At 71.1% G+C, this 22,420-nt stretch carries 20 protein-coding genes; 13 read left to right on the plus strand and 7 right to left on the minus strand.

Annotated elements, in window-relative coordinates; genetic code table 11:
• Positions 1 to 15 precede the first annotated feature (15 nt).
• The 4 genes from BJ993_RS17685 to BJ993_RS17700 form a co-directional block, all read right to left on the minus strand.
• A complete protein-coding gene (locus tag BJ993_RS17685) occupies positions 16 to 366 on the minus strand; it encodes a sec-independent translocase (RefSeq protein WP_036540882.1) in 351 nt (116 codons plus the stop codon).
• Positions 367 to 430: 64 nt separating this feature from the next.
• Positions 431 to 1,576, minus strand: coding sequence for an Mrp/NBP35 family ATP-binding protein (locus tag BJ993_RS17690; protein ID WP_036540885.1), 1,146 nt, complete (start codon positions 1,574 to 1,576; stop codon positions 431 to 433).
• 50 nt (positions 1,577 to 1,626) lie between these two features.
• Positions 1,627 to 2,184: a DUF1003 domain-containing protein gene (locus BJ993_RS17695; RefSeq protein WP_051931410.1), complete on the minus strand. Its 558-nt coding sequence runs from the start codon at positions 2,182 to 2,184 to the stop codon at positions 1,627 to 1,629.
• The gene (locus tag BJ993_RS17700) at positions 2,181 to 3,443 is read right to left on the minus strand and encodes a magnesium transporter MgtE N-terminal domain-containing protein (protein WP_036540888.1); all 1,263 of its coding nucleotides are present in this window, start codon (positions 3,441 to 3,443) and stop codon (positions 2,181 to 2,183) included. The genes BJ993_RS17695 and BJ993_RS17700 overlap by 4 nt, the downstream gene beginning before the upstream one ends.
• A gap of 70 nt (positions 3,444 to 3,513) precedes the next feature.
• Between BJ993_RS17700 and BJ993_RS17705 the strand changes: the two genes are divergently transcribed.
• The 5 genes from BJ993_RS17705 (at position 3,514) to BJ993_RS17725 (ending at position 8,321) form a co-directional block, all read left to right on the plus strand.
• Positions 3,514 to 3,933 carry a hypothetical protein gene (locus tag BJ993_RS17705; protein ID WP_179650282.1) on the plus strand — a complete coding sequence of 140 codons (420 nt, stop codon included), beginning with the start codon at positions 3,514 to 3,516 and terminating at the stop codon, positions 3,931 to 3,933.
• Positions 3,934 to 4,074: 141 nt separating this feature from the next.
• Entirely contained in the window at positions 4,075 to 5,418 is a 1,344-nt protein-coding gene (locus tag BJ993_RS17710) for a phospholipase D-like domain-containing protein (protein WP_179650284.1), read from the plus strand.
• 2 nt (positions 5,419 to 5,420) lie between these two features.
• Complete coding sequence (locus BJ993_RS17715; RefSeq protein ID WP_179650286.1) at positions 5,421 to 7,010, plus strand: class I SAM-dependent methyltransferase; 1,590 nt, start codon at positions 5,421 to 5,423, stop codon at positions 7,008 to 7,010.
• Positions 7,001 to 7,213: a DUF6752 domain-containing protein gene (locus BJ993_RS17720; protein ID WP_051931414.1), complete on the plus strand. Its 213-nt coding sequence runs from the start codon at positions 7,001 to 7,003 to the stop codon at positions 7,211 to 7,213. The genes BJ993_RS17715 and BJ993_RS17720 overlap by 10 nt, the downstream gene beginning before the upstream one ends.
• A 22-nt stretch (positions 7,214 to 7,235) precedes the next feature.
• Positions 7,236 to 8,321 (plus strand): hypothetical protein, encoded by a 1,086-nt coding sequence (locus BJ993_RS17725; protein ID WP_179650288.1) that lies wholly within the window; start codon positions 7,236 to 7,238, stop codon positions 8,319 to 8,321.
• Here BJ993_RS17725 and BJ993_RS17730 read toward each other — a convergent pair.
• Positions 8,269 to 9,333, minus strand: coding sequence for an endonuclease/exonuclease/phosphatase family protein (locus BJ993_RS17730; protein ID WP_179650290.1), 1,065 nt, complete (start codon positions 9,331 to 9,333; stop codon positions 8,269 to 8,271). The two genes, BJ993_RS17725 and BJ993_RS17730, sit on opposite strands and share 53 nt — an antisense overlap.
• A gap of 101 nt (positions 9,334 to 9,434) precedes the next feature.
• Here BJ993_RS17730 and BJ993_RS26645 point away from each other — a divergent pair, with 101 nt between their 5' ends.
• The 3 genes from BJ993_RS26645 to BJ993_RS17745 all read left to right on the plus strand — a co-directional run bounded on the left by BJ993_RS26645 (position 9,435) and on the right by BJ993_RS17745 (position 14,264).
• On the plus strand, positions 9,435 to 11,510 hold the full coding sequence (locus tag BJ993_RS26645) for an acyltransferase family protein (RefSeq protein ID WP_179650292.1): 2,076 nt from the start codon (positions 9,435 to 9,437) through the stop codon (positions 11,508 to 11,510).
• A gap of 285 nt (positions 11,511 to 11,795) precedes the next feature.
• On the plus strand, positions 11,796 to 13,097 hold the full coding sequence (locus BJ993_RS17740) for an endonuclease/exonuclease/phosphatase family protein (protein WP_179650294.1): 1,302 nt from the start codon (positions 11,796 to 11,798) through the stop codon (positions 13,095 to 13,097).
• A 45-nt stretch (positions 13,098 to 13,142) separates the two neighbouring features.
• The gene (locus BJ993_RS17745; RefSeq protein WP_179650296.1) at positions 13,143 to 14,264 is read left to right on the plus strand and encodes a hypothetical protein; all 1,122 of its coding nucleotides are present in this window, start codon (positions 13,143 to 13,145) and stop codon (positions 14,262 to 14,264) included.
• A gap of 36 nt (positions 14,265 to 14,300) precedes the next feature.
• On the opposite strand, the gene BJ993_RS17750 is transcribed toward BJ993_RS17745, so the two are convergent.
• Positions 14,301 to 14,750 carry a hypothetical protein gene (locus BJ993_RS17750; RefSeq protein WP_179650298.1) on the minus strand — a complete coding sequence of 150 codons (450 nt, stop codon included), beginning with the start codon at positions 14,748 to 14,750 and terminating at the stop codon, positions 14,301 to 14,303.
• Positions 14,751 to 14,889: 139 nt separating this feature from the next.
• Between BJ993_RS17750 and BJ993_RS17755 the strand changes: the two genes are divergently transcribed.
• The 3 genes from BJ993_RS17755 (at position 14,890) to BJ993_RS17765 (ending at position 18,257) form a co-directional block, all read left to right on the plus strand.
• Entirely contained in the window at positions 14,890 to 16,083 is a 1,194-nt protein-coding gene (locus tag BJ993_RS17755) for an acyl-CoA dehydrogenase family protein (protein ID WP_036540909.1), read from the plus strand.
• A gap of 81 nt (positions 16,084 to 16,164) precedes the next feature.
• A complete protein-coding gene (locus BJ993_RS17760) occupies positions 16,165 to 17,220 on the plus strand; it encodes a glycosyltransferase family 2 protein (RefSeq protein ID WP_179650300.1) in 1,056 nt (351 codons plus the stop codon).
• Complete coding sequence (locus BJ993_RS17765; RefSeq protein ID WP_179650302.1) at positions 17,217 to 18,257, plus strand: MaoC family dehydratase; 1,041 nt, start codon at positions 17,217 to 17,219, stop codon at positions 18,255 to 18,257. Before BJ993_RS17760 ends, BJ993_RS17765 begins: the two co-directional genes overlap by 4 nt.
• Here BJ993_RS17765 and BJ993_RS17770 read toward each other — a convergent pair.
• The gene (locus tag BJ993_RS17770; protein WP_179650304.1) at positions 18,244 to 18,774 is read right to left on the minus strand and encodes a DUF6174 domain-containing protein; all 531 of its coding nucleotides are present in this window, start codon (positions 18,772 to 18,774) and stop codon (positions 18,244 to 18,246) included. The two genes, BJ993_RS17765 and BJ993_RS17770, sit on opposite strands and share 14 nt — an antisense overlap.
• Positions 18,775 to 18,960: 186 nt before the next feature.
• Between BJ993_RS17770 and BJ993_RS17775 the strand changes: the two genes are divergently transcribed.
• Positions 18,961 to 20,439, plus strand: a complete 1,479-nt coding sequence (locus BJ993_RS17775; RefSeq protein WP_179650306.1) for an ABC transporter substrate-binding protein — start codon at positions 18,961 to 18,963, stop codon at positions 20,437 to 20,439.
• Positions 20,440 to 20,451: 12 nt separating this feature from the next.
• A complete protein-coding gene (locus tag BJ993_RS17780) occupies positions 20,452 to 22,419 on the plus strand; it encodes an ABC transporter permease (protein WP_179650308.1) in 1,968 nt (655 codons plus the stop codon).
• Position 22,420: the final 1 nt, after the last annotated feature.

Genomic DNA, 22,420 nt, shown 5'->3' on the forward strand with positions numbered 1-22,420 from the left:
GTGACGTCGCCCCCGCTACGTCGCGTCGATGTCGTACGGCGGCCGCTCGCCCTCGGCCAGCGGCTCGGGGCGCTCGACGTCGGGCGCGTCCTCGCGGATGACGTCCTCGAGCTCGTCCAGCTCGGCCATCGCCTCCGCGATGTGCTTGCGGACGATCGCGCGCGGGTCGAGGTCGGACAGCTCGAGGTCGGCGTACTCCGGGCCGAGCTCGTTGCGCAGCTCGTCGCGGGCGTTGTTGGCGAACTTGCGCAGCTCGCGGATGAAGCGTCCGGCCTGCTGGGCGAGCTCGGGCAACCGGTCCGGGCCGAAGACGAGCACGGCGAGGAAGGCGATGACGACGAGCTCGCCGAAGCCGATTCCGAACATCGTGGTCCCCTGCCTGGCCCGCGCCGTGTCGCCCGTGTGGTCCGTGTCGCCCGCGTGGTCCGGATCAGAACTTGCTGGTCGGCGTCAGGCCGAGCTGCATCCCGGCCAGGCCGCGGCCGCGGCCGTCGAGCCGGTCGGCGATCGCGGTGAGCGCGGTGGCCGCCGGTGAGGTCGGGTCCGACTCGACGATCGGCTTGCCGGCGTCGCCGCCCTCGCGCAGCGAGACGTCGAGGGGGATCGAGCCGAGCAGCGGGACGTCGTACCCGAAGCGCTGCGACAGCGTCTCGGCGACCCGGTCGCCGCCGCCGGAGCCGAAGATCTCCAGCTTGTGCTCCTTGCCCTCGGCCGCGCAGTGGGGGCAGGGGAGGTAGGACATGTTCTCGACGACGCCGACGACGCGCTGGTGCATCATCGAGGCCATCGTGCCGGCCCGTTCGGCGACCTCGGCGGCCGCCTCCTGCGGGGTGGTCACGACGACCACCTCGGCGCCGGGCAGGTGCTGGCCCAGCGAGATCGCCACGTCGCCGGTGCCCGGGGGCAGGTCGAGCAGCAGGACGTCGAGGTCGCCCCAGTAGACGTCGGCGAGCATCTGGACGAGCGCGCGGTCGAGCATCGGTCCGCGCCAGGCGACGACCTGCTCGCGCTTGGGCTTGAGCATGCCGATCGAGATGACGGAGACGCCGGAGGCCGTCGGCACCGGCATGATCAGGTCCTCGACCTGGGTCGGGCGGGAGTCGGCGACGCCCAGCATCGCCGGCACCGAGTGGCCGTAGATGTCGGCGTCGACCACGCCGACCTTGCGGCCGGCCTTGGCCAGCGCGAGGGCGAGGTTGACCGTCACCGACGACTTGCCGACGCCGCCCTTGCCGGAGGCGATCGCGAAGACCTTGGTGAGCGAGCCGGGCTTGGCGAACGGGATCTCCCGCTCGGCCTGGCCTCCGCGCAGCGTCTCGTGCAGGCCGGAGCGCTGCTCGGCCGTCATCACGCCGAGCTCGACGTTGACGTTGGTCACGCCGGGGACGGCGGCGACCGCGGCGGTGACGTCGCGGGTGATGGTGTCCTTGAGCGGGCAGCCGGCGACCGTCAGCAGCGCCTTGACCGAGACGACGGAGCCACCGTCGCCCGGCGCGATGTCGACACTGTCGACCATCCCGAGCTCGGTGATCGGCCGCTTGATCTCCGGGTCGTTGACCCGGCTCAGGGCCGTCATGACCTGCTCGACGGACGGGAACTGCTGCGCACTGCTCACGACACGCAAGTCTAGGCAGTGGGCGGCTGGGACTGTTCCTCGGCGTCCTCGTGAGACGCCGCACGATCCTCCTCGCGCTCCTCGGCGCGCTCGTCGAGGTCGGCGAGCAGGGAGCGCAGCTCGGAACGGATGTAGTCGCGGGTGGCGACCTCGCCGACCGCCATGCGCAGCGACGCCATCTCCCGGGCGAGGAACTCCATGTCCGCGTGGGCCCGGGCGTCGGCCTGCCGGTCCTGCTCCGCGACCACCCGGTCACGCGCCTCCTGGCGGTTCTGCGCGAGCAGGATGAGCGGGGCGGCGTACGACGCCTGCAGGCTCAGCATCAGGGTCAGGAAGATGAACGGGTAGTCGTCCCAGCGCAGGTCCTCGGGCGCGGCGAGGTTCCAGCCGACCCACACGACGACGAACAGAGTCATGTAGATGAGGAAGGTCGCGGTGCCCATGAACCGCGCGAACTGCTCGGCGAAGATGCCGAACGCGTCCTTGTTGAACGTCGGGCGCCGGACCAGCTGGCGGCGCTGGTCGCGCGGGGTGTCCAGCCGCTCGGCGGTGGGGCGCGTGCTGCTCATCGCGTGCCCCCGGTCCGCGACGAGCGCGCCCGGTCGCGCCAGTTGGTCGGCAGCATGTGGTCGAGCAGGTCGTCGACGGTGACGGCGCCCAACAGGCGCTTGTCCTCGTCGACTACCGGCGCCGCCACGAGGTTGTACGTCGCCAGGTGGGCCGCGACCTCCTCGATGGTCGACTCGGGGCGCAGCGGCTCGAGCGAGTCGTCCAGCGCCCCGGCGACCAGGGTCGAGGGGGGCTCGCGCAGCAGCCGCTGGATGTGCGCGACGCCGAGGAACTTCCCCGTCGGCGTCTCCAGCGGCGGGCGGCACACGTAGACCAGCGCCGCGGCGGCCGGGGTCAGCTCCGGGTTGCGCACGTGGGCGAGGGCGTCGGCGATGGTCGCGTCCGGGCCGAGGATCACCGGCTCGGAGGTCATCATGCCGCCGGCGGTGTCCTCGACGTAGGACATCAGGCGGCGCACGTCCTCGGCCTCCTCGGGCTCCATCAGCTCGAGCAGGATCTCCGCGGTCTCGGGCGGCAGGTCGCGGACCAGGTCGGCGGCGTCGTCGGGGGACATCTCCTCGAGGACGTCGGCGGCACGCTCGGAGTCGAGGCCCTTGAGGATCTCGACCTGGTCGTCCTCGGGCATCTCCTCGAGGACGTCGGCGAGCCGCTCGTCGTCGAGCGCCAGCGCGACGGCGGTCCGCCGCTCCGCCGGCAGGTCGTGCAGGATGTTGGCCGCGTCGGCGGGCCGCATCTCGTTGAGGGCGGCGATCAGGTGGGTGGCGCCCTGGGTGTCGTCGACCCGGCTGAGGCCGGTCACGTCGCGCCACTCGACGACATGGGTCTGGCCCCGGCGGCGGAAGCCCTTGGACGGCTCGGCCACCGCGACCCGGCTGAGCACCCAGTCGCGGTTGCGCGCGGGCTCCATCGCGACGTCGTACACGGAGCCGGTGACGCCGGAGTCCTTGATGGTCACGGTGCGGTCGAGCATCTGCCCGATCACGAGCGTCTCGGTCGAGCGCTGCTCGAAGCGGCGCATGTTGAGCAGCCCGGTCGTGTAGACGTGGCCGCTGTCGATATTGGTCACCCGCGTCATCGGGACGAAGATCCGGCGCCGGCCGAACACCTCGGCGACCATGCCGAGCACGCGCGGCTGGGTCCCCTCAGCGCGCATGGCGACGACGAGGTCGCGGACCTTCCCGACCTGGTCCCCCTGGGGGTCGAAGATCGGGAGTCCGACCAGCCTGGCCGCGAACACGCGGGACGGGGTGGTGCTCACGCTGGCCAACGCTACCGCCGGACCGCGCGAACCCGGCTCCGGCGCCCCGCATGGCCACTACGCTTGCTCCATGGGTGCACGAATGACGGCCTGGGCGGGCCTGGCCACCGCCGCGACGCTGCTCCTCGCGGGCTGCGGATCCGACGACGACGGCACGGCCGACGACACCAGCTCGCCGACCGTGACCACCTCCGAGTCCTCGACGGCCGCTTCCGCGACCCCGTCGCCGACCACCACGCCGGCCCCGGCCGGCACGCCGGAGTGCGCCGACGTCTGGCAGGCCGGCGGCAAGCTGCCGCGGGCCTACGGCGGTTGCGCCGCCGACGGGCTGCTCGTCGCGCCCGACGGGCTGGGCTGCTCCTCGGGCCAGACGATCGTGCGGTACGACGAGCGGTTCTGGGCCGTCCGTGGCGGCACCATCTCCGGCGGGGACGTTGCGCTCACGCAGTCGAAGGAGTACAAGGACGCGGTCGCTACCTGTCGCGGATGACGTTTTCGCCTGTCACCGTGGGTTAAGGTACCCGGCGTGGGAGGGCCCGGTCCGGCCCTTGGGCAGCAACGGCGTTGCCAACCAGCATCCGGTACCCAAAAGGACCCTCGGAGGTCGTTCAACGTGCGTCGCCTGCTCTTGGTGCTCGTGACTGTCGTCCTGTTCCTGCCACTCGGTCGGGCGGTCCCAGCCGCCGACGCGAGCCCGGTGGTCGAGCAGGTCGCCCCCGCCCGCGCCGCTGCCGCTGCAGCCGGTCCCTACACGTGCTGGCGCTCCGCGACCGCCACGTGCCGGATCACCGGGGGTGTCACGTTCAGCTCCGCCAACGGCACCCGCGCGCAGAAGTGGGCGATCATCAACAAGATCATCTCGACGATCCGTCGGACGCCGTCGAGCGGCTCGATCCAGATCATGAGCTGGAACATCATGTCCGACTCCGCCGTGAGCGCGCTGATCGACGCCGCGCAGCGCGGTGTCCGGGTCCGCGTGATCATGGACGCGGCCAACCAGAGCCGGGACGTCCCGAACCCGGGCTTCACCAAGCTCGTGCGCGGGCTGCGTGCGGCCAACGCGGCCAAGTCGTCGAAGTTCCCGACCAGCCGCTACAGCTACGCGAAGAAGTGCGCCGGCTCCTGCCGTCGCGGCGTCGCCGCGTCCGCGCACTCGAAGTACTACATGTTCTCCAAGGTCGGCGCCTCGCGGAACGTCGTGATGCAGGGCTCGGCCAACCTGACCAACGCCGCCGCCGGCAACCAGTGGAACGACCTCTACACCTACGTCGACAACGCCGGGCTCTACAAGTGGGTCAACGGCGTCTACAACCAGATGTGGCGCGACCAGTACGTCAGCCCCACCTGGGTGTCGTACAAGCAGCCGACCTACGAGCTCCACTTCTCGCCGCGCCTCAGCGGTGAGACGGACCCGCTGACCTACCAGCTCCAGCACGTGACGTGCACCGGAGCCTCCGGCGCCGGCACGAGCGGTGGCCGCACCATCATCCGCGCCGCTCCGGACGTCTTCCGCGGCACGTGGGGCATGACGGTCGCCAAGGAGTTGCGTCGCCTCTGGAACAACGGCTGCAACGTCAAGGTCGGCTACACCGTCATCGGCGTCGACGTGAAGAAGTACCTCACCAGCACCGCCGGCCGCGGCCCGGTCCCGCTGCGCCAGCTCGCCCAGGACGCCGACGGCGACGGTGAGTTCGACAAGTACTTCCACCTCAAGGCGTGGACGATCAACGGCCGCTCCGACGCCAGCGGCAGCGACGACAAGAGCTACTGGTGGACGCTCCAGGGCTCCTCGAACGTCTCGGACCTGTCGAAGATCTCCGACGAGAACATCGGCGTCTTCAAGTACCGTTCGGTCACCCTGAAGTACCAGAACTACATCGACACCTGGTTCACGAACCCGCCGCGTAGCCGGCCGCTGCTGCCGGGCATCGACCCCGCGAAGGTCGACCCCTACGCGAACATGGAGATGGACTGACCGTGGCCGACCTGACCGGGCGGGCCGTCGCGACGGCCCGCCGGGTCGTCGGGAAGGTCGGACGCACTCGGGTCGTCCGCGTCGACGACACCGGCATGGGACTCGTCGTGCACGGCGAGGACCGCGTCGTCGACGTCCTCTTCGACGGCCGGCGGATCTGGTCGTTCTGGCTGGTCCGCGACACCGTGCGCGTGCCGCGGAGCCTGAGCCGTCGTACGGTCGCGTGGCCGGACCGGATGCGTCCCTACCTCAAGGGCCGCACCGAGCTGGTGTTCCGCGACCACGTGCTCGGTGCCGACATCGGGCGCTTCGACCAGCAGTTCGGTGACTCCGACGCGCGGGTCGCGTTCGTCAACGCCCAGGGCCTGGAGATCAGCCTCGACAAGTCGGGCCGGTTCAGCCCGACCTTCGGTGGCCGCACCGCCGAGCAGCTCGAGCCGCTCCTCGACGCGATGGACACCGTCATCGCCATGCTCGCCGAGCTCGACGTGCAGGCGTTCCCGGCCTACGGCACCCTGCTGGGCGCCGTACGGGAGGGGCAGTTCCTCGGCCACGACTCCGACGCCGACCTCGGCTACGTGTCGCGGCACACGGTGCCGGTCGACGTGGTCACCGAGTCCTACCGACTGCAGCGCGCCGTCAGCGAGCGTGGCTTCGCGACCTACCGCTACAGCGGCGCCGCCTTCCGGATCGACGTGGAGGAGAGCGACGGCTCGGTGCGCGGGCTCGACCTCTTCGGCGGCTTCATGGACGGTGGCCGGCTCTACCTGATGGGTGAGGTCGGCACGGACTACGACGAGAGCTGGCTCCACCCGTTCGGCACCTGCACGCTCGCCGGCCGTGAGTACCCGGCCCCGGCGCGTCCGGAGAAGCTCCTGGAGGCGATGTACGGCGCCTCGTGGCGGGTTCCCGACCCGGCGTTCAAGTTCGAGACGCCGCGGTCCACGACGGTGCGCCTCAACGACTGGTTCCGCGGCATGACGGTCTACCGCCGCGAGTGGGAGCGCAAGCTGGTCGGTGCCGGCGGCCGGGTCCCCAAGCCGGTGCCCTCCGGGCTCGCGCGGTACGTCGCCGGCCAGGCCCCCGAGGGAGCCGAGGTCCTCGACGTCGGCGCCGGCCTGGGCGTCGACGCGCTGTGGCTCGCCGTGCAGGGCCGGAAGGTCACCGCGTACGACTACGTCACCCGGGCCAGCCGGGGCGCGCTGGTCGGCGCGGAGCGCCGGGGCGTGGACCTCACGTCGCGGCCGCTGAACCTCACCGACTTCCGCTCCGTGCTCAGCGAGGGCGCCCGCGTCGTGCGCGAGCCGGGGGAGCGGGTGATCCTCGCCCGCCACGTGCTGGAGGCGACCAACCGGACCGGCCGTGAGGGCCTGATGCGCTTCGCCTCGCTCGCGTTGCGCGGCGGCGGCACGCTCTATGCTGACGTCTGGACGGGGGGCGGGGAGCCGCCGTTCGGGCTCCGTCCGGTCGCGATCGACCACCTGGTCGAGCTCACCGAGCGACACGGTGGCGCGGTCCTTTCCATGGATCCGGTCCCTGCAGAGGACGGCTCCGAGAACCAGATCCGACGATGGGTGGCACAGTGGGCGTGAGGGTTGGCCGGGCGGCGCGGAACGAGCTCGACGAGCTCCGCGCCCGGGTCGAGGGCATCGAGGCGTCGATCGCGGAGCTGCGCCGCCACCACCTGCGGCTGGCGGAGCTGACCGACCTCGTGCAGGAGCTGCTCGTGCCGCTGGCGAGCCGCGACGAGGACCGCGTCAACGCGGCGATCGACAAGTTCCAGCAGGGCATGTAGCCCGCCGGGGACGGGTTCCGACATGGCGAAACGGGTCTTCCTCCACATCGGCCTGCCCAAGACGGCCACGAGCTATCTCCAGACCATCCTGTGGTCCTCGCGGGACCAGCTGCGGGCCGAGGGCCTGCTGCTGCCGGGCACCGAGCGCCGCGACCACCTGTGGGCCAGCCGCGTGGTCCGCGAGGGCGACGCGATCCGCAAGCGCCCGGAGCGCGAGCAGACCTCGTGGGACCGGCTGCGCGCCGAGCTCGCGGCCTGGGACGGCGACGGCCTGGTGAGCCACGAGTTCTTCGCCGCGGCCAGCGCCGAGCAGGCCGTCGCGATGGTGGAGGCGCTCGCGCCGGCGCAGGTCGAGGTGGTCGTCACGGCCCGGGAGCCGCTGGGCCTGTTCACGGCCAGCTGGCAGGAGAGCCTGAAGAACAAGGCCACCACACCGATGGCGGACTACTCGCGCACGGTCTCGCCGAACCCCACCGCGATCTGGAACTGGCGCACCCTCGACCTGCGGCTCGTCCTCGAGCGGTGGTCGCAGGCCGTGCCGCACGACCGGATCCACGTGCTGCCGCTCGACCGGACGGCGCCCCGCGACGAGATCTGGCACCGCTTCGGCGGCCTGCTCGGGCTGCGCACCGCCGACTACGACCTCTCGCAGTCGTTCCCCAACGAGTCGATGGGCGTGGTCGAGGCCGAGGTGCTGCGGCGGGTCAACGCCCACCTCGACTCCTTCGACAAGGCCTTCGACCGCGGCGTCTACATCCGCACCTTCCTCGCCGACGAGCGCCTGGTGCCGCGCAAGGGCGAGCCGTTCTGGCCCTATCCCGACCAGGTGGCCGACTGCCGGGAGCGGTCCGTCGCCGCGATCGACTACCTCACCGCCCGCGGCGTGGACGTGGTGGGCGACATCGAGCACCTGCGGGTCCCCGAGGAGCTGCCCGTACGGCGGACGCCGGACTCGGTGACGGAGGCGGAGGTCGCCGCGGCTGCCACCGAGCTGGTCGCCGTGCTGCTGGGCGACGTCCGCGACCTGCGCAACGCCTCCCGCAAGGGTGACGACGTCAGCCGGCGCCCTGGACGGTCGCTGTGGCGGAGACGTAGTGGTGGTCGCTGACCCGTCGGGCCACCGGTGACTTGTCGTTCGAGAAGTTGCTGAAGGACACCTGGTTGGTCGCGACGATCCAGTCGACGGGCATGCCGCCCGGCGGGCGGCAGCCACCCGAGGTCGAGCCACCCACGGCGGCGACCATGCCGGTCTGCGGGAGGACCCGGCAGAAGAACGCCTCGCGGTCGTTCATGTCGCCGGTCAGGAAGATCGGGATGCCGTCCTTCTTGAGGCGGTTGACCGTGGCGGCGGCGGTGTTGTGGCCGGCCGCGCGACTGCCGGCGTACTGTCCGCCGCCGGCGGACGCGTGCATGTTGAGGAAGTAGAACTCGAGGTTCGTCTTCTTGTGCCGCAGGCGCACGATCGGCTGCATGCGGGTGCCGTGCATGAAGGTGATGTAGAAGGCGTCGCCCGAGACGAACTCGAAGACGTCGGGGTCCCAGATGACCGAGTTGTCGGGGTCCGACCCGCCCGGCCACGCCTTGAACCCGAGGCCCGAGGTCAGCCCGGCGAGCTGCCCGGACTTCACCTCCTGCAGGCCCACCACGGAGACGCCCGAGTTGCGGATGTAGGCGACCTCCTGCGGGGTGCGCCAGCTCGAGCTCGGCCACGACGCCTGCTCGCCGCCCGCGTCCGTGTGCTGGCTGGCCAGCACGTTGAAGGTCGCGATCCCGAAGGAGACCTCGCGGATCCGGGTCTTCTGCGACTCCGCGGCGACCCGCAGCTCCTCCAGGTCGCCGCTCTTCGGGTCGCCGTCCTTCGGGGGCGCGGCCGAGTCGGAGAGCGGCTCGATCAGCTGGCCGTCGACCTCGCGCTCGTCGGCGTCGTGGCGCTCACGGGTCGGGTCGGCGGCCTGGGCGACGTCCGCCTGGGCGGCGACGGGGTCGGTGGCGGCGTCGGGTGCGCCGCCGTCCCAGAAGATCGCCACGCCCAGCAGGAGGGCTCCGAGCACGATCACGGCGACCACCGGGATGAGCTCCGAACGCGCGGCGTGACGCCGTGGTCCGGAGTGCTCGGGCATGGCGGGTACCCTACCCGAGGCCCTGCGCAGGAGCAGGGTTCGCGGCAGGTCCCGGTCGACCGGCCGAGACGTCGTGACCCGAAGTGACCAGGAGGACTGTCGTGGCGGACACGCGGTCCTTCCGCTCCGACATCCAGGGCCTCCGCGCGCTCGCGGTCGGCCTGGTGATCCTCGCCCACGCCGGCTTCCGCACGGCGTCGGGCGGATTCATCGGCGTCGACGTCTTCTTCGTGATCTCCGGCTTCCTCATCATCGGGCTGCTGGTCCGTGAGGCGGGGGAGTCGGGACGCATCTCGATCCTCGACTTCTACGCGCGCCGCGCGCGCCGGGTGATCCCGGCCGCGACGATCGTGCTCGTGGCGACGGCCGTCGCCTCGGCGTACGTCCTGCCGCTGGTGCGCGGTGCCGAGGTCATCAAGGACTCGGTCTGGGCGGCCTTCTTCGCCGCCAACATCCGGTTCAGCCTGGTCGAGACCGACTACTTCTCCCAGGGCGAGCCGCCCTCGCCGGTCCAGCACTACTGGTCGCTGTCGGTCGAGGAGCAGTTCTACATCGTCATCCCGCTGCTGCTGCTCGCCGTGGCCGTGGTCGTACGACGCCGCGCCGGCGAGGCCGCGGAGGCGGACCGGGTGCGGGTGCTCCGGCGCACGGTCTTCGTGGTCCTGGCCGCGGTGACGCTGTCCTCGCTCGCGTGGTCGATCCACGTGACGGCGACGAGCCCGACCGGTGCCTACTTCTCGACCGCCGCCCGCGCCTGGGAGCTCGGCATCGGCGGCCTCGCGGCGACCCTCGTCTGGGGCCGGGCGCCGAGGCTCGGCCGCTGGGCCACCGAGGCGGTCCTCGCCGTGGGCCTGGCGCTGATCGCGTTCGCCACGCTGCGCTTCGACGCGCAGACGGCGGTCCCGGGCAGCGCTGCGCTGGTGCCGGTGCTGGGGTCCGCGCTGATGCTGGCCGCGGGCAGCACGACGGGTGCCTCGTCGACGTACCTCTTCCGGTTGTTCTCGATCGCTCCGGCGCGGGTGGTGGGGGACTGGTCCTACTCGCTCTACCTGTGGCACTTCCCGGTGCTTCGGCTGTGCGAGGAGTACTGGGAGGAGCCGCGCCTGTCCAAGCCGCACCTGGCGGTCGCGCTCGTGCTGATCTTCGCGCTGAGCGCCGCCAGCTACCACCTGGTCGAGCAGCCCTTCCGCAAGGGCGTGCGGTGGCGGCCCCGGCTGCGGGCGATCACGCTCTACCCCGTGAGCCTCGCGATGGTCGTGGTCACGGCGGTGGGCGCCCACGCGTGGGTCGACGGCCAGATCGCCGCCCTGGAGGACAACCCCGGCATCGCGGTCTCCGACTACGGCCGCGACGCGCTCAGCAAGGACCCGACGGTCGCGCTCGTCGAGGCGTCCGTGCTCGCCGCGCAGGACGACCGACCGGTGCCCGGCGGCCTGGAGCCGGCGCTGGGGTCGGTGCGGGAGTCGGTCGCGCCGCTGGGCGACTGCGACTACCGCACCGGCACCCGCAAGCTGTGCGCCTTCGGCGACCCGGACGCCGAGCGCACCATCGCGCTGATGGGCGACTCGCACGCGCGCCACTGGAGCCCGGCGATCGACGCGATCGGCAGGGAGCACGGCTACCGCGTCTACGTGTTCGTCTACAGCGGCTGCCCGGCGATCACCTTCACCCGGCTGACCGACGGCGGGCGACCCTGGACCGAGTGCGCCGACTTCAAGGAGTGGGCGCTGGGCCAGGTGCGGGAGCTGCACCCGGACCTCGTCGTGCTCGCCAACAACGCCTACCAGTCGGCGGCGATGAAGAAGCGCCAGGTCGGCGCCCTGCGCGACCAGCTCGAGCTGCTGCGGCCGCTCGCCGGCAAGGTTGCGATGATCGGTGACAGCCCGAAGCTCCCGAAGGCGCCCGGCACCTGCATCTCGGAGCGCGACGTCGACCTCGGCGACTGCCTCCAGGAGCCCGAGACCGGTCCGACCCGGATCCAGGGACAGTTCCGCCAGACGGTCGAGGACCTCGGCATGACCTGGGTCGACGCCCGCCGCTGGTTCTGCGCCGAGGACCGGTGCCCGGCGGTGATCGGCAATGTCGTCCCCTTGCGCGACCGCGAGCACGTGACGGTCGAGTACTCCACCCTCCTGGCCGACCCGATCGCCGCCGCCCTCGGCATCGCCGAGGGCTGATCCCGGAACCCGGTCCCGGCCTTCCTCAGGTCCGCTCCGCGCGCGCCGATCGACTCGTGTCGGTCGGCTTCTCGCATTTGTGGTGCCTTTCGGAATTACATGGTTGTGATTATCCGAATTACACGTTTGTAGTTATTCGGTTCCTATTGCGAGAGTCGAAAGTGACTGATGAGATTCATGTGACTTTTGTTGTTTAGAGGCGATGGTCTCAATGAGGGGAATGAGCGAATGCGCCAGCGGTTCAGCGGAGTACGGCGACTGGCAACCGCCCTGGCAGTCGGGGCCTTGGGCCTCGCGGTGCTGCCCGGGCTGGCCGGCGGGGGTGACCCCGTCCGGCTCGCGGCCACGGACACCTGCACCACCACGCGGGCCTTCCAGATGGTCGAGGCCAACATCAAGTCGGGGATGACCCAGGCCCAGACGAAGGCCGACCTCGCGAAGGTGTTCGCCGACAAGCCGGACTTCGTCGCGATGAACGAGGTCGCCGGCCGCTCCGACGCGATGCTGGCGCCCGCGGGCTACGCCATCTGGCGCACGCCGGGTCGCTACACCGGCGCCAACCCGGTGGTGTGGCGCACCGACCGCTGGAACGTGATGGCGCAGGGCACCATGTACATCTCCAACGTCGGCGGCAAGCTCTCGACGCAGACCACCGAGCTCGGCATCCGCTATGCCAACTGGGTCACCCTCAAGTCGGTGGACGGATGCCAGACGATCTCGGTCGTCTCCTACCACGTGGCGCCGAAGACCGAGCCGATCGGCGACCTGCTGCTCCCGTCGGTGGAGAAGCTGGGCGGCCTGGCCAACCAGCTCGCGGCCGACGGCCCGGTGCTGCTCGCCGGTGACCTGAACCAGCACTACCGTGGCCGCCTCTACCCGCGGACCCTGCTGTCGTCGTACCTGATGACGCCGACGTGGGACATGACCGGGACGATGCTGCCGACCCACACCAAGGCCACGATCGACTACATCTTCGTGCGCAACGCGGCGCAGTTCGCCGTCACCCGGCAGGTCACCCGCGACCTCTACTCGGACCACAACGCGGTCGTCGCCAACCTGACGCTGAACCCGCGGATCACGGTGGCGCGCACCGCTCCGACCTTCGTCCGGGGCCACGTCGTCAACATCCCGACGTCGACCAGCGCGGTCTCGCGACGCGCCGTGATCAGCCGGGTCATCAAGGCGGTGGGGCTGGCCCCGGCCGGCGCGACGGTCCAGGTCGCGACCCAGCGCCTCGGCGACCCCGTCGTCCTCAACGCCCTGCGCAACGCGTACAAGCGCGGCGTCAACGTCCAGCTGGTCACCACCAACGCCCACCTCTCCACCCAGGAGAAGGCGCTGATGTCGCTGCTCGGCACGTCGAAGACGCGCACCTCGTGGGCCGTCCAGCGCCCCTGGCGCGAGAGCGCCGGGCTGCCGGCCACGGCCGTGATGGTGAACCGCACGGCCGACGTGCAGCTCCTCGGTGTCCAGGTGGACCAGCCGCTCGACTACCGGATGGCGCTGCGCCTGGCCCGCGGCCAGTTCACGCTGGAGAAGGAGGACTTCCTTGCCCTCCGCGCCGGCTTCAGCCGGCAGATCCGATAGGTGGCGCCGAGCACGCTGACAGGTTGATCCGGTAGACATTGCCGCGTGACGCGGCTCTACCTCCACATCGGCCTGCAGAAGACGGGCACGTCGTACCTGCAGAACCTCTGCTGGAGCTCGGTCGACGAGCTGCGCGGCCAGGGCGTCACGATGGTGCCGGAGGGGCGCATCGAGACCTTCTGGCTCGCGCTCGACGTGCGCCAGCGGATCGACGCGCACGACGTGCCGCGGGTGGGGCGCTCCGTCGAGCTGCTGCCGGAGCAGTTGGCCGCCGTGACCACGCCGTCGGCGCTGATCACCCACGAGACGCTGGCCTCCGCTTCGGCGGCCCAGATCAGCCGGTTGCTCGAGGCCTGTGCGGGTCACGAGGTGCACGTGGTCGTCACCGCCCGCGACATCGGACGACAGGTCCCCTCGCTGTGGCAGGAGGGGCTGAAGGCCGGCCGCTCGGACACGCTGGAGGAGTACGTCGCCGAGCTCCGCGGTCCCGACGGCCGGTCCGGCACGGTGTGGCGCCGGCTCGACCTCGGGGGCGTGCTGGGGCGGTGGGCGCAGGCCGTCCCGCCCGAGCGGGTCCACGTGGTCACCGTGCCGGGGCCGAACGGACCTCGTGAGGCGCTGCTGGAGCGCTACTGCGCCGTGCTGGGCGTCGACCCCGGCGCGCTCGACCCGGACAAGGCCGGTCCGGGCAATCCCGGCCTGGGGGAGGCGGAGGCCGAGCTGCTGCGTCGCGTCAACGAGCGCGTGCCCGACCGCTACCGGCGCCGCGTCCCCTACGGCGAGGTGGGCAAGCGCTGGTTCGCGATGGGCATCCTCGCCCGCGCCGGCTCGGCGCCGGTCCGGCTCGGCCGGGCACACGAGGAGTGGTGTCGCGAGCGGGCGGAGGAGTCCGTCCGCGTGATCGGCGAGCTCGGCTGCGACATCGTCGGCGACGTGGCCGACCTGCTCCCCGACAGCGACGTCTTCGAGGACACCGGCGGACCGGACGAGGCCGCGGTGCTGGAGGCCGCGACCCGCGCGCTCGGTGCGGTGCTCGAGGAGCGCCTCGAGCAGCGCCTGGCCCGCCGGGCCGGGGCGACCGCGGCCGCGCAGCCCGGGGCGGCCCCCACCCCCCGCGGTGTACGACGGGCGCTCGGCGCCGTGCGCCGTCGGCTCGGCCGCGGCTGAGCCCCGGCGGCGACTCAGCCTGGGCCCCGGCCGACCTCAGCCGCGGGCGGCCAGGCCCTTGCTCGCCGCCACGCCGCGCTTGACCGCGGCGCTGGCCACCTGGCTCGCGACCTGGCCGGCGACCTGGCTCGCGGCCTTGAGCTGGTCGCCGACCTGCTGGGTGGCGGCCAGCGGGGCGAGCAGCTGCTCGGCGCGGCCGAGCAGGCCGTCGGCGCGCTGCACCACGGTCTGGAAGTCGCCGACGGTGCCGTTGAAGCCGGCCACGCTCTCGTTGAACTGGTTCAGCGCGGCGGTGAAGTCCACCAGCAGGGCGCCGAAGGTGTCAAGCGTGACGTTGAGCCGGTCGGCCGTCGCGTCGAGCTTGTTGATGGTCTGGTCGACGTCGAGCACCGTCCGGATCCGCGAGCGCCGGCCGGGGTCGCCGGCCGGGTCACCGCCGGTCGGGTCGTGGGCGACGGCGGGGCTCTGGACGTCGTACTCGCTCATGGGGGACAGGCTAGGTGAACCGGCGCAGGGGCCTTCGGTGACGTGCCTCACGTCACGGTCTCGCCCCCCGTTCGGAGGGTCCTGTGGCGGCTACTCGCGGGTATTGTTCGCTGGCGGTACCACCAGCGAAAGGGAAGCGATGCCGAAGCTCTGTCAGACCGAGGGACTCACCGAGGACCAGACCGAGATCCTGAAGGCCGTACGCGTCTTCGTGGACGAGCAGATCATCCCGGTCGCCCAGGACCTGGAGCACAAGGACGAGTACCCGCAGGACATCATCGACGGGCTCAAGGAGCTCGGCGTGTTCGGCCTGACCATCCCCGAGGAGTTCGGTGGTCTGGGCGAGTCGCTGCTGACCTACGCCCTCGTGGTCGAGGAGATCGCCCGCGGCTGGATGAGCGTGTCGGGCGTCATCAACACCCACTTCATCGTGGCCTACCTGCTCATGCAGCACGGCACCGAGGAGCAGAAGCAGAAGTACCTGCCCCGCATGGCGACCGGCGAGGTCCGTGGCGCGTTCTCGATGTCCGAGCCGGGCCTCGGCTCCGACGTGTCGGCCGTGTCGACCAAGGCGACGAAGCAGGACGACGGCTCGTACTCCATCACCGGCCAGAAGATGTGGCTGACCAACGGCGCCACCTCGACCCTGGTCGCGCTGCTCACCAAGACCGACGAGGGTGCGGACTCGGTCTACAAGAACATGACCACCTTCCTCGTCGAGAAGGAGGCCGGCTTCGGCGAGACCGCCCAGGGCGTCACCGTCCCCGGCAAGATCGACAAGATGGGCTACAAGGGCGTCGAGACGACCGAGCTCATCCTCGAGGGCCACCAGATCGCCGCCGACCAGATCCTCGGTGGCGAGCCGGGCAAGGGCTTCTTCCAGATGATGGACGGCGTCGAGGTCGGCCGTGTCAACGTGGCCGCCCGTGCGTGCGGCCTGGCCTGGCGCGGCTTCGAGCTGGGCGTGGCCTACGCGCAGCAGCGCAAGACGTTCGGCAAGGTCATCGCCGAGCACCAGGCGGTGCTCTTCCGGATCGCGGAGATGGCGACCAAGGTCGAGGTCGCGCACAACATGATGGTGCGCGCCGCCCGCCTCAAGGACACCGGCAAGCGGATGGACGTCGAGGCCGGCATGGCCAAGATGGTCGCCTCCGAGTACGCCAACGAGGTCGTCGAGGACTCCTTCCGGATCCACGGCGGCTACGGCTACTCCAAGGAGTATGAGATCGAGCGCCTGATGCGCGAGGTCAAGTTCATGCTCATCGGCGAGGGCACCTCCGACATCCAGAAGATGATCATCGGCCGCAGCCTGCTGAAGGACTACAAGCTCTGAGCAGCTGACTCCGCGACGGGCCGCCCCACCGGGGCGGCCCGTCGTCGTTTTCGCCGGCCCCGCCTCGGTAGGGTCGTCCGCGTGATCGCGACCGTCAGCACCGTCAAGGACACGCTCGCCAACGTGCAGCGGTTCGTCCGCGGCAACCTCGCCGGAGGCGTCGACCACATGGTCGTCTTCCTCGACGGCCCGGACCCCGAGGTCGAGGCCTGGCTCGCGAGCCAGGAGCACGTGACCCACCTGGTCGCCGACGACGCGTGGTGGGGCGGCAAGCGGCCCGCCGACCTCAACAACCGCCAGCGGATGCACGCCAACATCGCCAAGGCGGTGCTGACCGTCGTACCGGGCGTCGACTGGCTCTTCCACGTCGACGCCGACGAGATCTGCCAGATCGACCGGGCCGCGATCGACGCCGTCCCCCCGTCGTACGACGCCGTGCGGCTCGCGCCGCTGGAGGCGGTCAGCCGCAAGCACTGGGACGGCAGCCCCACCTGGTTCAAGAAGCTGCTCGACGAGCCCGACCTCAAGCTGCTCGAGGTCCTCGGCGTGATCGAGAAGCCGGCCAACGGCCATCTCTTCCACGGCCACGTCGAGGGCAAGACGGCCACTCGGCCGCGCCTCGACCGCTGGCTGACCATCCACCGCACGGTCGACGAGAAGCGCGACGAGGTGCCGCACTTCACCGCCCCGGGGCTCACCGTCCTGCACTACGAGTCGTACTCGGGCGAGGACTTCGTCCGGAAGTGGAGCGCGATGCTGGCCGCCGGGCCCGAGATCAGCCTTCGGCCCGTGCGCGAGCGCACCAAGGCGGCGGTGCAGGCGCTGATCGGCAAGCCGCTGACCCCCGAGCTGCGCGAGCAGTACCTCACGCGGATCTTCGAGGCGACCACCGAGGACGACTTCGACACGCTGCGCGAGCTCGGCCTGCTCGTCGAGGCCGACCCCACGCAGGGCACCCACACCCCGCAGCTGCTGGAGACGCGCGACCAGCTCGCCGAGGCCCTCGCCGCGCTCGCCGACCAGCCCAAGGACGCCTTCGGGGTCTGCAAGCCGGCCGGGCCCGTCCAGGAGGTGCTCTCACACCTTGGAGCCGGTGACGGGAAGAAGTCGTGGTGGCGGAAGAATGGCCGCTCGTGAGCGCCAGCAAGACGAACCCCGGCAACTTCTTCGAGGACTTCACGATCGGCCAGCGGCTCGTCCACGCGACGCCGCGCACCGTCACCGAGGGTGACCGGGCCGTCTACGGCTCGCTCTACCCGACCCGGTTCGCCGTGCCGTCGTCCGCGTCCTTCGCCGCGTCGGTGGGCCTGACCCAGCACCCGGTCGAGGAGCTGATCGCCTTCCACATCGCCTTCGGCAAGACCGTCCCGGACATCTCGCTCAACGCGGTGGCCAACCTCGGCTACGCCGAGTGCCGCTTCCACCAGCCCGTCGTCCCCGGCGACACGCTGTCGACCACCTCCGAGGTGATCGGCCTCAAGCAGAACTCCAACCGCAAGAGCGGCGTGGTCTACGTCCGCTCGACCGCGACCAACCAGCGCGGCGAGGTCGCCCTGGAGTGGGCCCGCTGGGTGATGGTGCACAAGCGCGACCTCGACGCACCCGCGCCGGAGGCCGTCGTACCGGACCTGGCGCCGGCGGTGGCCGCCGCCGACCTGGTGCTGCCCGCCGGCCTCGACTTCTCCGGCTACGACTTCGCGGCGGCGGGGGAGCCTCACCGCTTCGACGACTACGAGGTCGGCGAGAGGATCGACCACGTCGACGGCGTCACGCTCACCGAGTCGGAGCACCAGCAGGCCACCCGCCTGTGGCAGAACACCGCCAAGGTGCACTTCAACAAGGAGGCGCGCCCCGACGGCCGCAACCTCGTGTACGGCGGCCACGTCATCTCGATGGCGCGCGCGCTCTCCTTCAACGGGCTCGCCAACGCCCAGCTGGTCGCGGCGATCAACGCCGGGGCGCACACCTCACCGGCCTTCGCGGGCGACACCGTCTACGCCTGGTCCGAGGTGCTCGACAAGGCGGAGACCCCGGTCCCCAGCGTCGGCGCCCTGCGCCTGCGCCTGGTGGCGACCAAGGGCCGCGACGAGTCGATGACGCTGCGCGGCGAGGACGGCAAGTACGCCGAGGGCGTGCTCCTCGACCTGGACTACTGGGCGCTCATCCCGCGCTGACCGGGGTCACCTGCACGTTGCTGATCGTGTAGGTCACCTCGTCGTCGACGGCGTTCTCGATCTGGTCGATCACGACCTTCGTCGGGTGGTCCGTGCCGGCGGGCCACGTCACGTCGGCCTTGAAGACGGTCGGGTCGTTGGCCTTCGCGATCAGGTCGTTGATGCCCAGCCGGGCGAAGTCCGGCGCCTGGGTGCCCTTGCCCGGCTTGGTGAGCCGGACCGCCGAGGTGACCTCGCCGTCGGCGACGGTGACCCGGAGCGGACCGGTCAACGGGCAGAAGCACAGAACCTCGAGGCGGTAGGTGTAGTCGGTCGCCGCGAAGGCCGGCCACTGCTGCGTGGTCGGGTCGTCGGTGGGGTCGCCCGTGGGGTCGCCGGTCGTCGTACCGGACGAGGGGGCGTCGCTCGCCGGGTCCGCGGCCTTCTCGTCGTCCTCCCGACCGCAGGCGGACAGGCCGAGCGCGAGCACGGCGGCGAGGGTCGGCAGGGCGGCGCGGCGGATCTGCATGGTGCTCATGATGCCTGTGACGGGTGGCGAGGCGCCCAGGTTCCCCACCGGTCTGGACCACCCTTCCGCACCGGGGGTGGAACGTGTTCTCATTTTCTGGACGCAGGGCGTGACCCCGGTCACACGCCGTCGTTACTCTGATAGAGGTCTCATCGAGACTTCGGATCCCGGCATTGCTCCCGAAGGGATTGGGTCTTGTCTCTGGTACGTCTCGCGCGCCTCGTCGGCGCGTCGCTGCTCGTCCTCCTCCTCGCCGCGTGCGGCTCCCAGCTCGACCCGGACACGGTCGCGCGGGCCAGCGGTGACACCAACGGCTCCGGGAACGGAGGCCAGGGCGTCGCCGACGGCGGCACCGGCGACACGGGCGCGGGTGGGGACACCGGCGCGGACGACGGTGCGGCGGCCGGTGGCGACACCGGGTCCGGCTCCGGCTCCTCCGGCTCCGGCGGCACGGGCTCCTCCGGCTCCGGTGGCAGCACCGGCGGCGGTGGCGGGAAGGGCTCCGCGACCGGTGGGGTCAAGGCCGGCTCGTGCGCCGGCTTCAAGAACCAGAAGGGGATCACCGACAAGACGATCACCCTCGCCAACATCTCCGACATCTCGGGCCCGGTGCCCGGCATCTTCGAGTCGGCGCAGCAGGCCACGGCGGCGTACATCAAGTACTTCAACGCCACGGGCGGCATCTGCGGGCGCAAGCTGGAGCTGGTCAACCTCGACAGCCGCGCCGACGCGGGCGCGGACCAGCAGGCCTACGTCAAGGCGTGCGACAACGCCTTCGCCGCGGTCGGGTCCATGTCGGCCTTCGACAGCGGCGGCGCCGGGACCGCGAACGCGTGCGGCCTGCCGGACCTCCGGGCGGTGACGGTCAACCCGGAGCGCCAGGCGTGCAAGTCGTGCTTCGCGGCGTACGCCATCCGGACCAACATCATCCCCGACTCGGCCGCGAAGTGGCTCGCCCAGAAGTACCCGAGCGCGGTGAAGAACGCGGCCGTGATGTACGTGAACGCCGGCGCCGCGCCGGTCAACGCCAAGAGCATGGCGGCCGGCTACGAGAAGGGCGCCGGCTGGGACGTGAAGTACCTGCAGGGCATCGACGTCGCGGAGTTCAACTACGCGCCCTACGTCCAGCAGATGAAGGACAAGGGCATCAAGGCCGTCGCCTACCAGGGCCCCTACCAGTTCGCGGTCAAGCTCAAGCAGGCCATGCAGCAGCAGGGCTTCAAGCCGGACTTCTACCTGCAGGACCCGACGATCTACGACCGTCGCTACCTGGACCAGGCGGGCAGCCTGGCCGAGGGTGACTACATCTACGCCGCGAACGACCTGTTCGAGAACAAGGGCAACGCCGAGGTGCAGCTGTACCTGTCGTACCTGCAGCAGGTGAAGCCCGGCGCGATCCCGAACTACTACGGTCTCTACGCGTGGTCCGCCACCCGGCTCTTCGTCGAGAAGGCGATCGCGCTGGGCGGCAAGCTCAACCGCGCGTCCCTCGTCCAGGCGGTGCGCAGCACGACGAACTGGACCGGCAACGGCGCGCACACCCCGATGAACCTCGGCTCCGCGAAGACCCCGCCGTGCCTCAAGGTCGCGCAGTACAAGGGCGGTCGGTGGCAGCAGGTCTCGCCGGGCTCCTACATGTGCGGCCGGGTCGTGGACACCGGCATCGGCGGCTGAGGCGGACTCGACATGGGCTCCTTGTTCGCCTTCACGCTGCTGGGCCTGTTCACCGGAGCGGCGTACGCGATCATGGCCTCCGGCCTGGTGCTGACCTACACCACGACGCGGGTCTTCAACATCGCCCACGGCGCGTTCGGGATGGTGCTGGCCTTCACGTTCTGGGACTTCACCCAGCGCCAGGGGCTGCCGACCCTGCTCTCGTTGTTCCTCGTGCTCGGGGTGGTGGCGCCCGCGATCGGCTGGTTCATCCAGCGCTTCGTCACCCGCGGGCTGGGGGAGGGGCCGGTCTCGGTCGCGCTGGTCGTGACCGTCGGGCTGCTGGTCGGCCTGATCGGCCTGGCCCAGCAGATCTGGAAGCCGGAGGCGCGGGTCCTGCTGCCGTTCTACGCCGACACCGGGTGGCAGCTCGGCGACACCTACATCACCGCCCACCAGGTCGTCACGATCATCTGCTCGGTCGTCGTCGCGGTCGGGCTCTACCTCCTGCTGAACCGCACCCGGATCGGTACGGCGATGCGGGCCTCCGTCGACAACCCCGAGCTGCTCAAGCTGTTCGGCGGCCGACCGGACACGGTCGCCGCGCTCGCCTGGGCGATCGGCATGTCGCTCGCCGCGCTCGGTGGCATCCTGCTGACGCCGGTCGTCGGCCTCGACTACTACGCCCTGACGCTGCTGGTCATCAACGCGTACGCCGCCGCCATGCTGGGCCGGCTCAAGAGCCTCCCGCTGACCTTCGCCGGTGCGATGGGCCTGGGCATCCTCGAGTCGTGGGCGGTCGCCTACCTGCCCACCGACGGCTTCTGGTCCACGGTGCGCCCGGTCATCCCGGCGCTGTTCCTGTTCGCGATCGTGGTGCTGATGCCACAGGCGCAGCTGCGCATCGGCCAGGTGAAGGGCATCATCGCGGCTCCGGTGCCCTCGGTGACGAAGGCGGTGGGCTCGGGCGCCGGGCTGCTCGCGGTGGCCTTCGTGCTGATCTCGCTGGTGTCGCGGGCCGACGTGCTGCTGATCGGTGTCGCGGCGACGTACGCGATGGTCATGCTGTCCCTCGTCCTGCTGACCGGGTACGGCGGCCACGTCTCCCTCGCGCAGTTCACCTTCGCCGGCGTCGGCGCCCTGGCCTACGCCAAGCTCGACGAGCCCAACCTGTTCGGGCTCGCGATGGCCGCGCTGATCTCCGCGGCGGTCGGCGCCCTGGTCGCGCTGCCGGTGCTGCGGCTGACCGGGCTCTACCTCGCCCTGTCGACCATGGCCTTCGCGGTGCTGATGGACAAGATGATCTTCCAGGCCGAGTTCGCCTTCAAGTTCAACGGCACGCTCGCCACCGAGCGGCTCTCGATCCTCGGCGTGCGGATCGGCAGCGACACGTCCTACGTGTGGTTCATGGTCCTCTGCTTCGTGCTGATGGGGCTGCTCCTGCTGTGGCTGCGCCGAGGCGCCCTGGGCCGGATCCTGATCGCGATGCGCGACAGCCCGTCCGGCTGCGGCACCCTCGGGCTGGACCTGCGGTGGTTCCGGGTCGGGCTGTTCTCGCTGTCGGCCGGCATGGCCGGCCTCGCCGGCGGCCTCTTCGCCGGACTGCGCGGGACGGTCGGCGCCGCGGACTTCCTCTACTTCCAGTCGCTGCTGGTGCTGCTGCTGGCGGTCGTCTTCGGGGTCACCTCGGTGACCGGCGCCCTGCTCGGCGGCACCGCGCTGATGCTGCTGCCGGTCTGGCAGTCCTCGCAGCCCGAGCTGGCCGGCCTGCTGTTCGCCGTCCTCGGCTTCGGTGCGGTCCTGCTCGGCCGCGACCCCAACGGGATCGCCAACCACCTGTTCAAGCTCGGCCGGTGGGGGACCGGGCGGGTCCTGCCGCGCTGGGAGGAGCAGCTGCGCGAGCGGCTCAACGGGCTGCTCAAGGCGACCCGGCCCGAGCCCGCCCGCTCGATCGACGCCCTGGTCGATGCCGGCATCGAGGAACCGAAGGGAGTGGGCTGAC

Origin of the sequence: Nocardioides aromaticivorans (assembly GCF_013408525.1) — a bacterium.
GTDB lineage: Bacteria > Actinomycetota > Actinomycetes > Propionibacteriales > Nocardioidaceae > Nocardioides > Nocardioides aromaticivorans.

What these genes read in the sequence shown, in the direction of transcription:
- BJ993_RS17725 (WP_179650288.1), top strand. Translation starts at nt 7,236, where the DNA reads ATGGCGAAACGGGTCTTCCTCCACATCGGCCTGCCCAAGACGGCCACG.
- BJ993_RS17730 (WP_179650290.1), bottom strand. Translation starts at nt 9,333, where the DNA reads ATGCCCGAGCACTCCGGACCACGGCGTCACGCCGCGCGTTCGGAGCTC.
- BJ993_RS17690 (WP_036540885.1), bottom strand. Translation starts at nt 1,576, where the DNA reads ATGACGGCCCTGAGCCGGGTCAACGACCCGGAGATCAAGCGGCCGATC.
- BJ993_RS17755 (WP_036540909.1), top strand. Translation starts at nt 14,890, where the DNA reads ATGCCGAAGCTCTGTCAGACCGAGGGACTCACCGAGGACCAGACCGAG.
- BJ993_RS17750 (WP_179650298.1), bottom strand. Translation starts at nt 14,750, where the DNA reads ATGAGCGAGTACGACGTCCAGAGCCCCGCCGTCGCCCACGACCCGACC.
- BJ993_RS17780 (WP_179650308.1), top strand. Translation starts at nt 20,452, where the DNA reads ATGGGCTCCTTGTTCGCCTTCACGCTGCTGGGCCTGTTCACCGGAGCG.
- BJ993_RS17695 (WP_051931410.1), bottom strand. Translation starts at nt 2,184, where the DNA reads ATGAGCAGCACGCGCCCCACCGCCGAGCGGCTGGACACCCCGCGCGAC.
- BJ993_RS17705 (WP_179650282.1), top strand. Translation starts at nt 3,514, where the DNA reads ATGGGTGCACGAATGACGGCCTGGGCGGGCCTGGCCACCGCCGCGACG.
- BJ993_RS17685 (WP_036540882.1), bottom strand. Translation starts at nt 366, where the DNA reads ATGTTCGGAATCGGCTTCGGCGAGCTCGTCGTCATCGCCTTCCTCGCC.
- BJ993_RS17770 (WP_179650304.1), bottom strand. Translation starts at nt 18,774, where the DNA reads ATGAGCACCATGCAGATCCGCCGCGCCGCCCTGCCGACCCTCGCCGCC.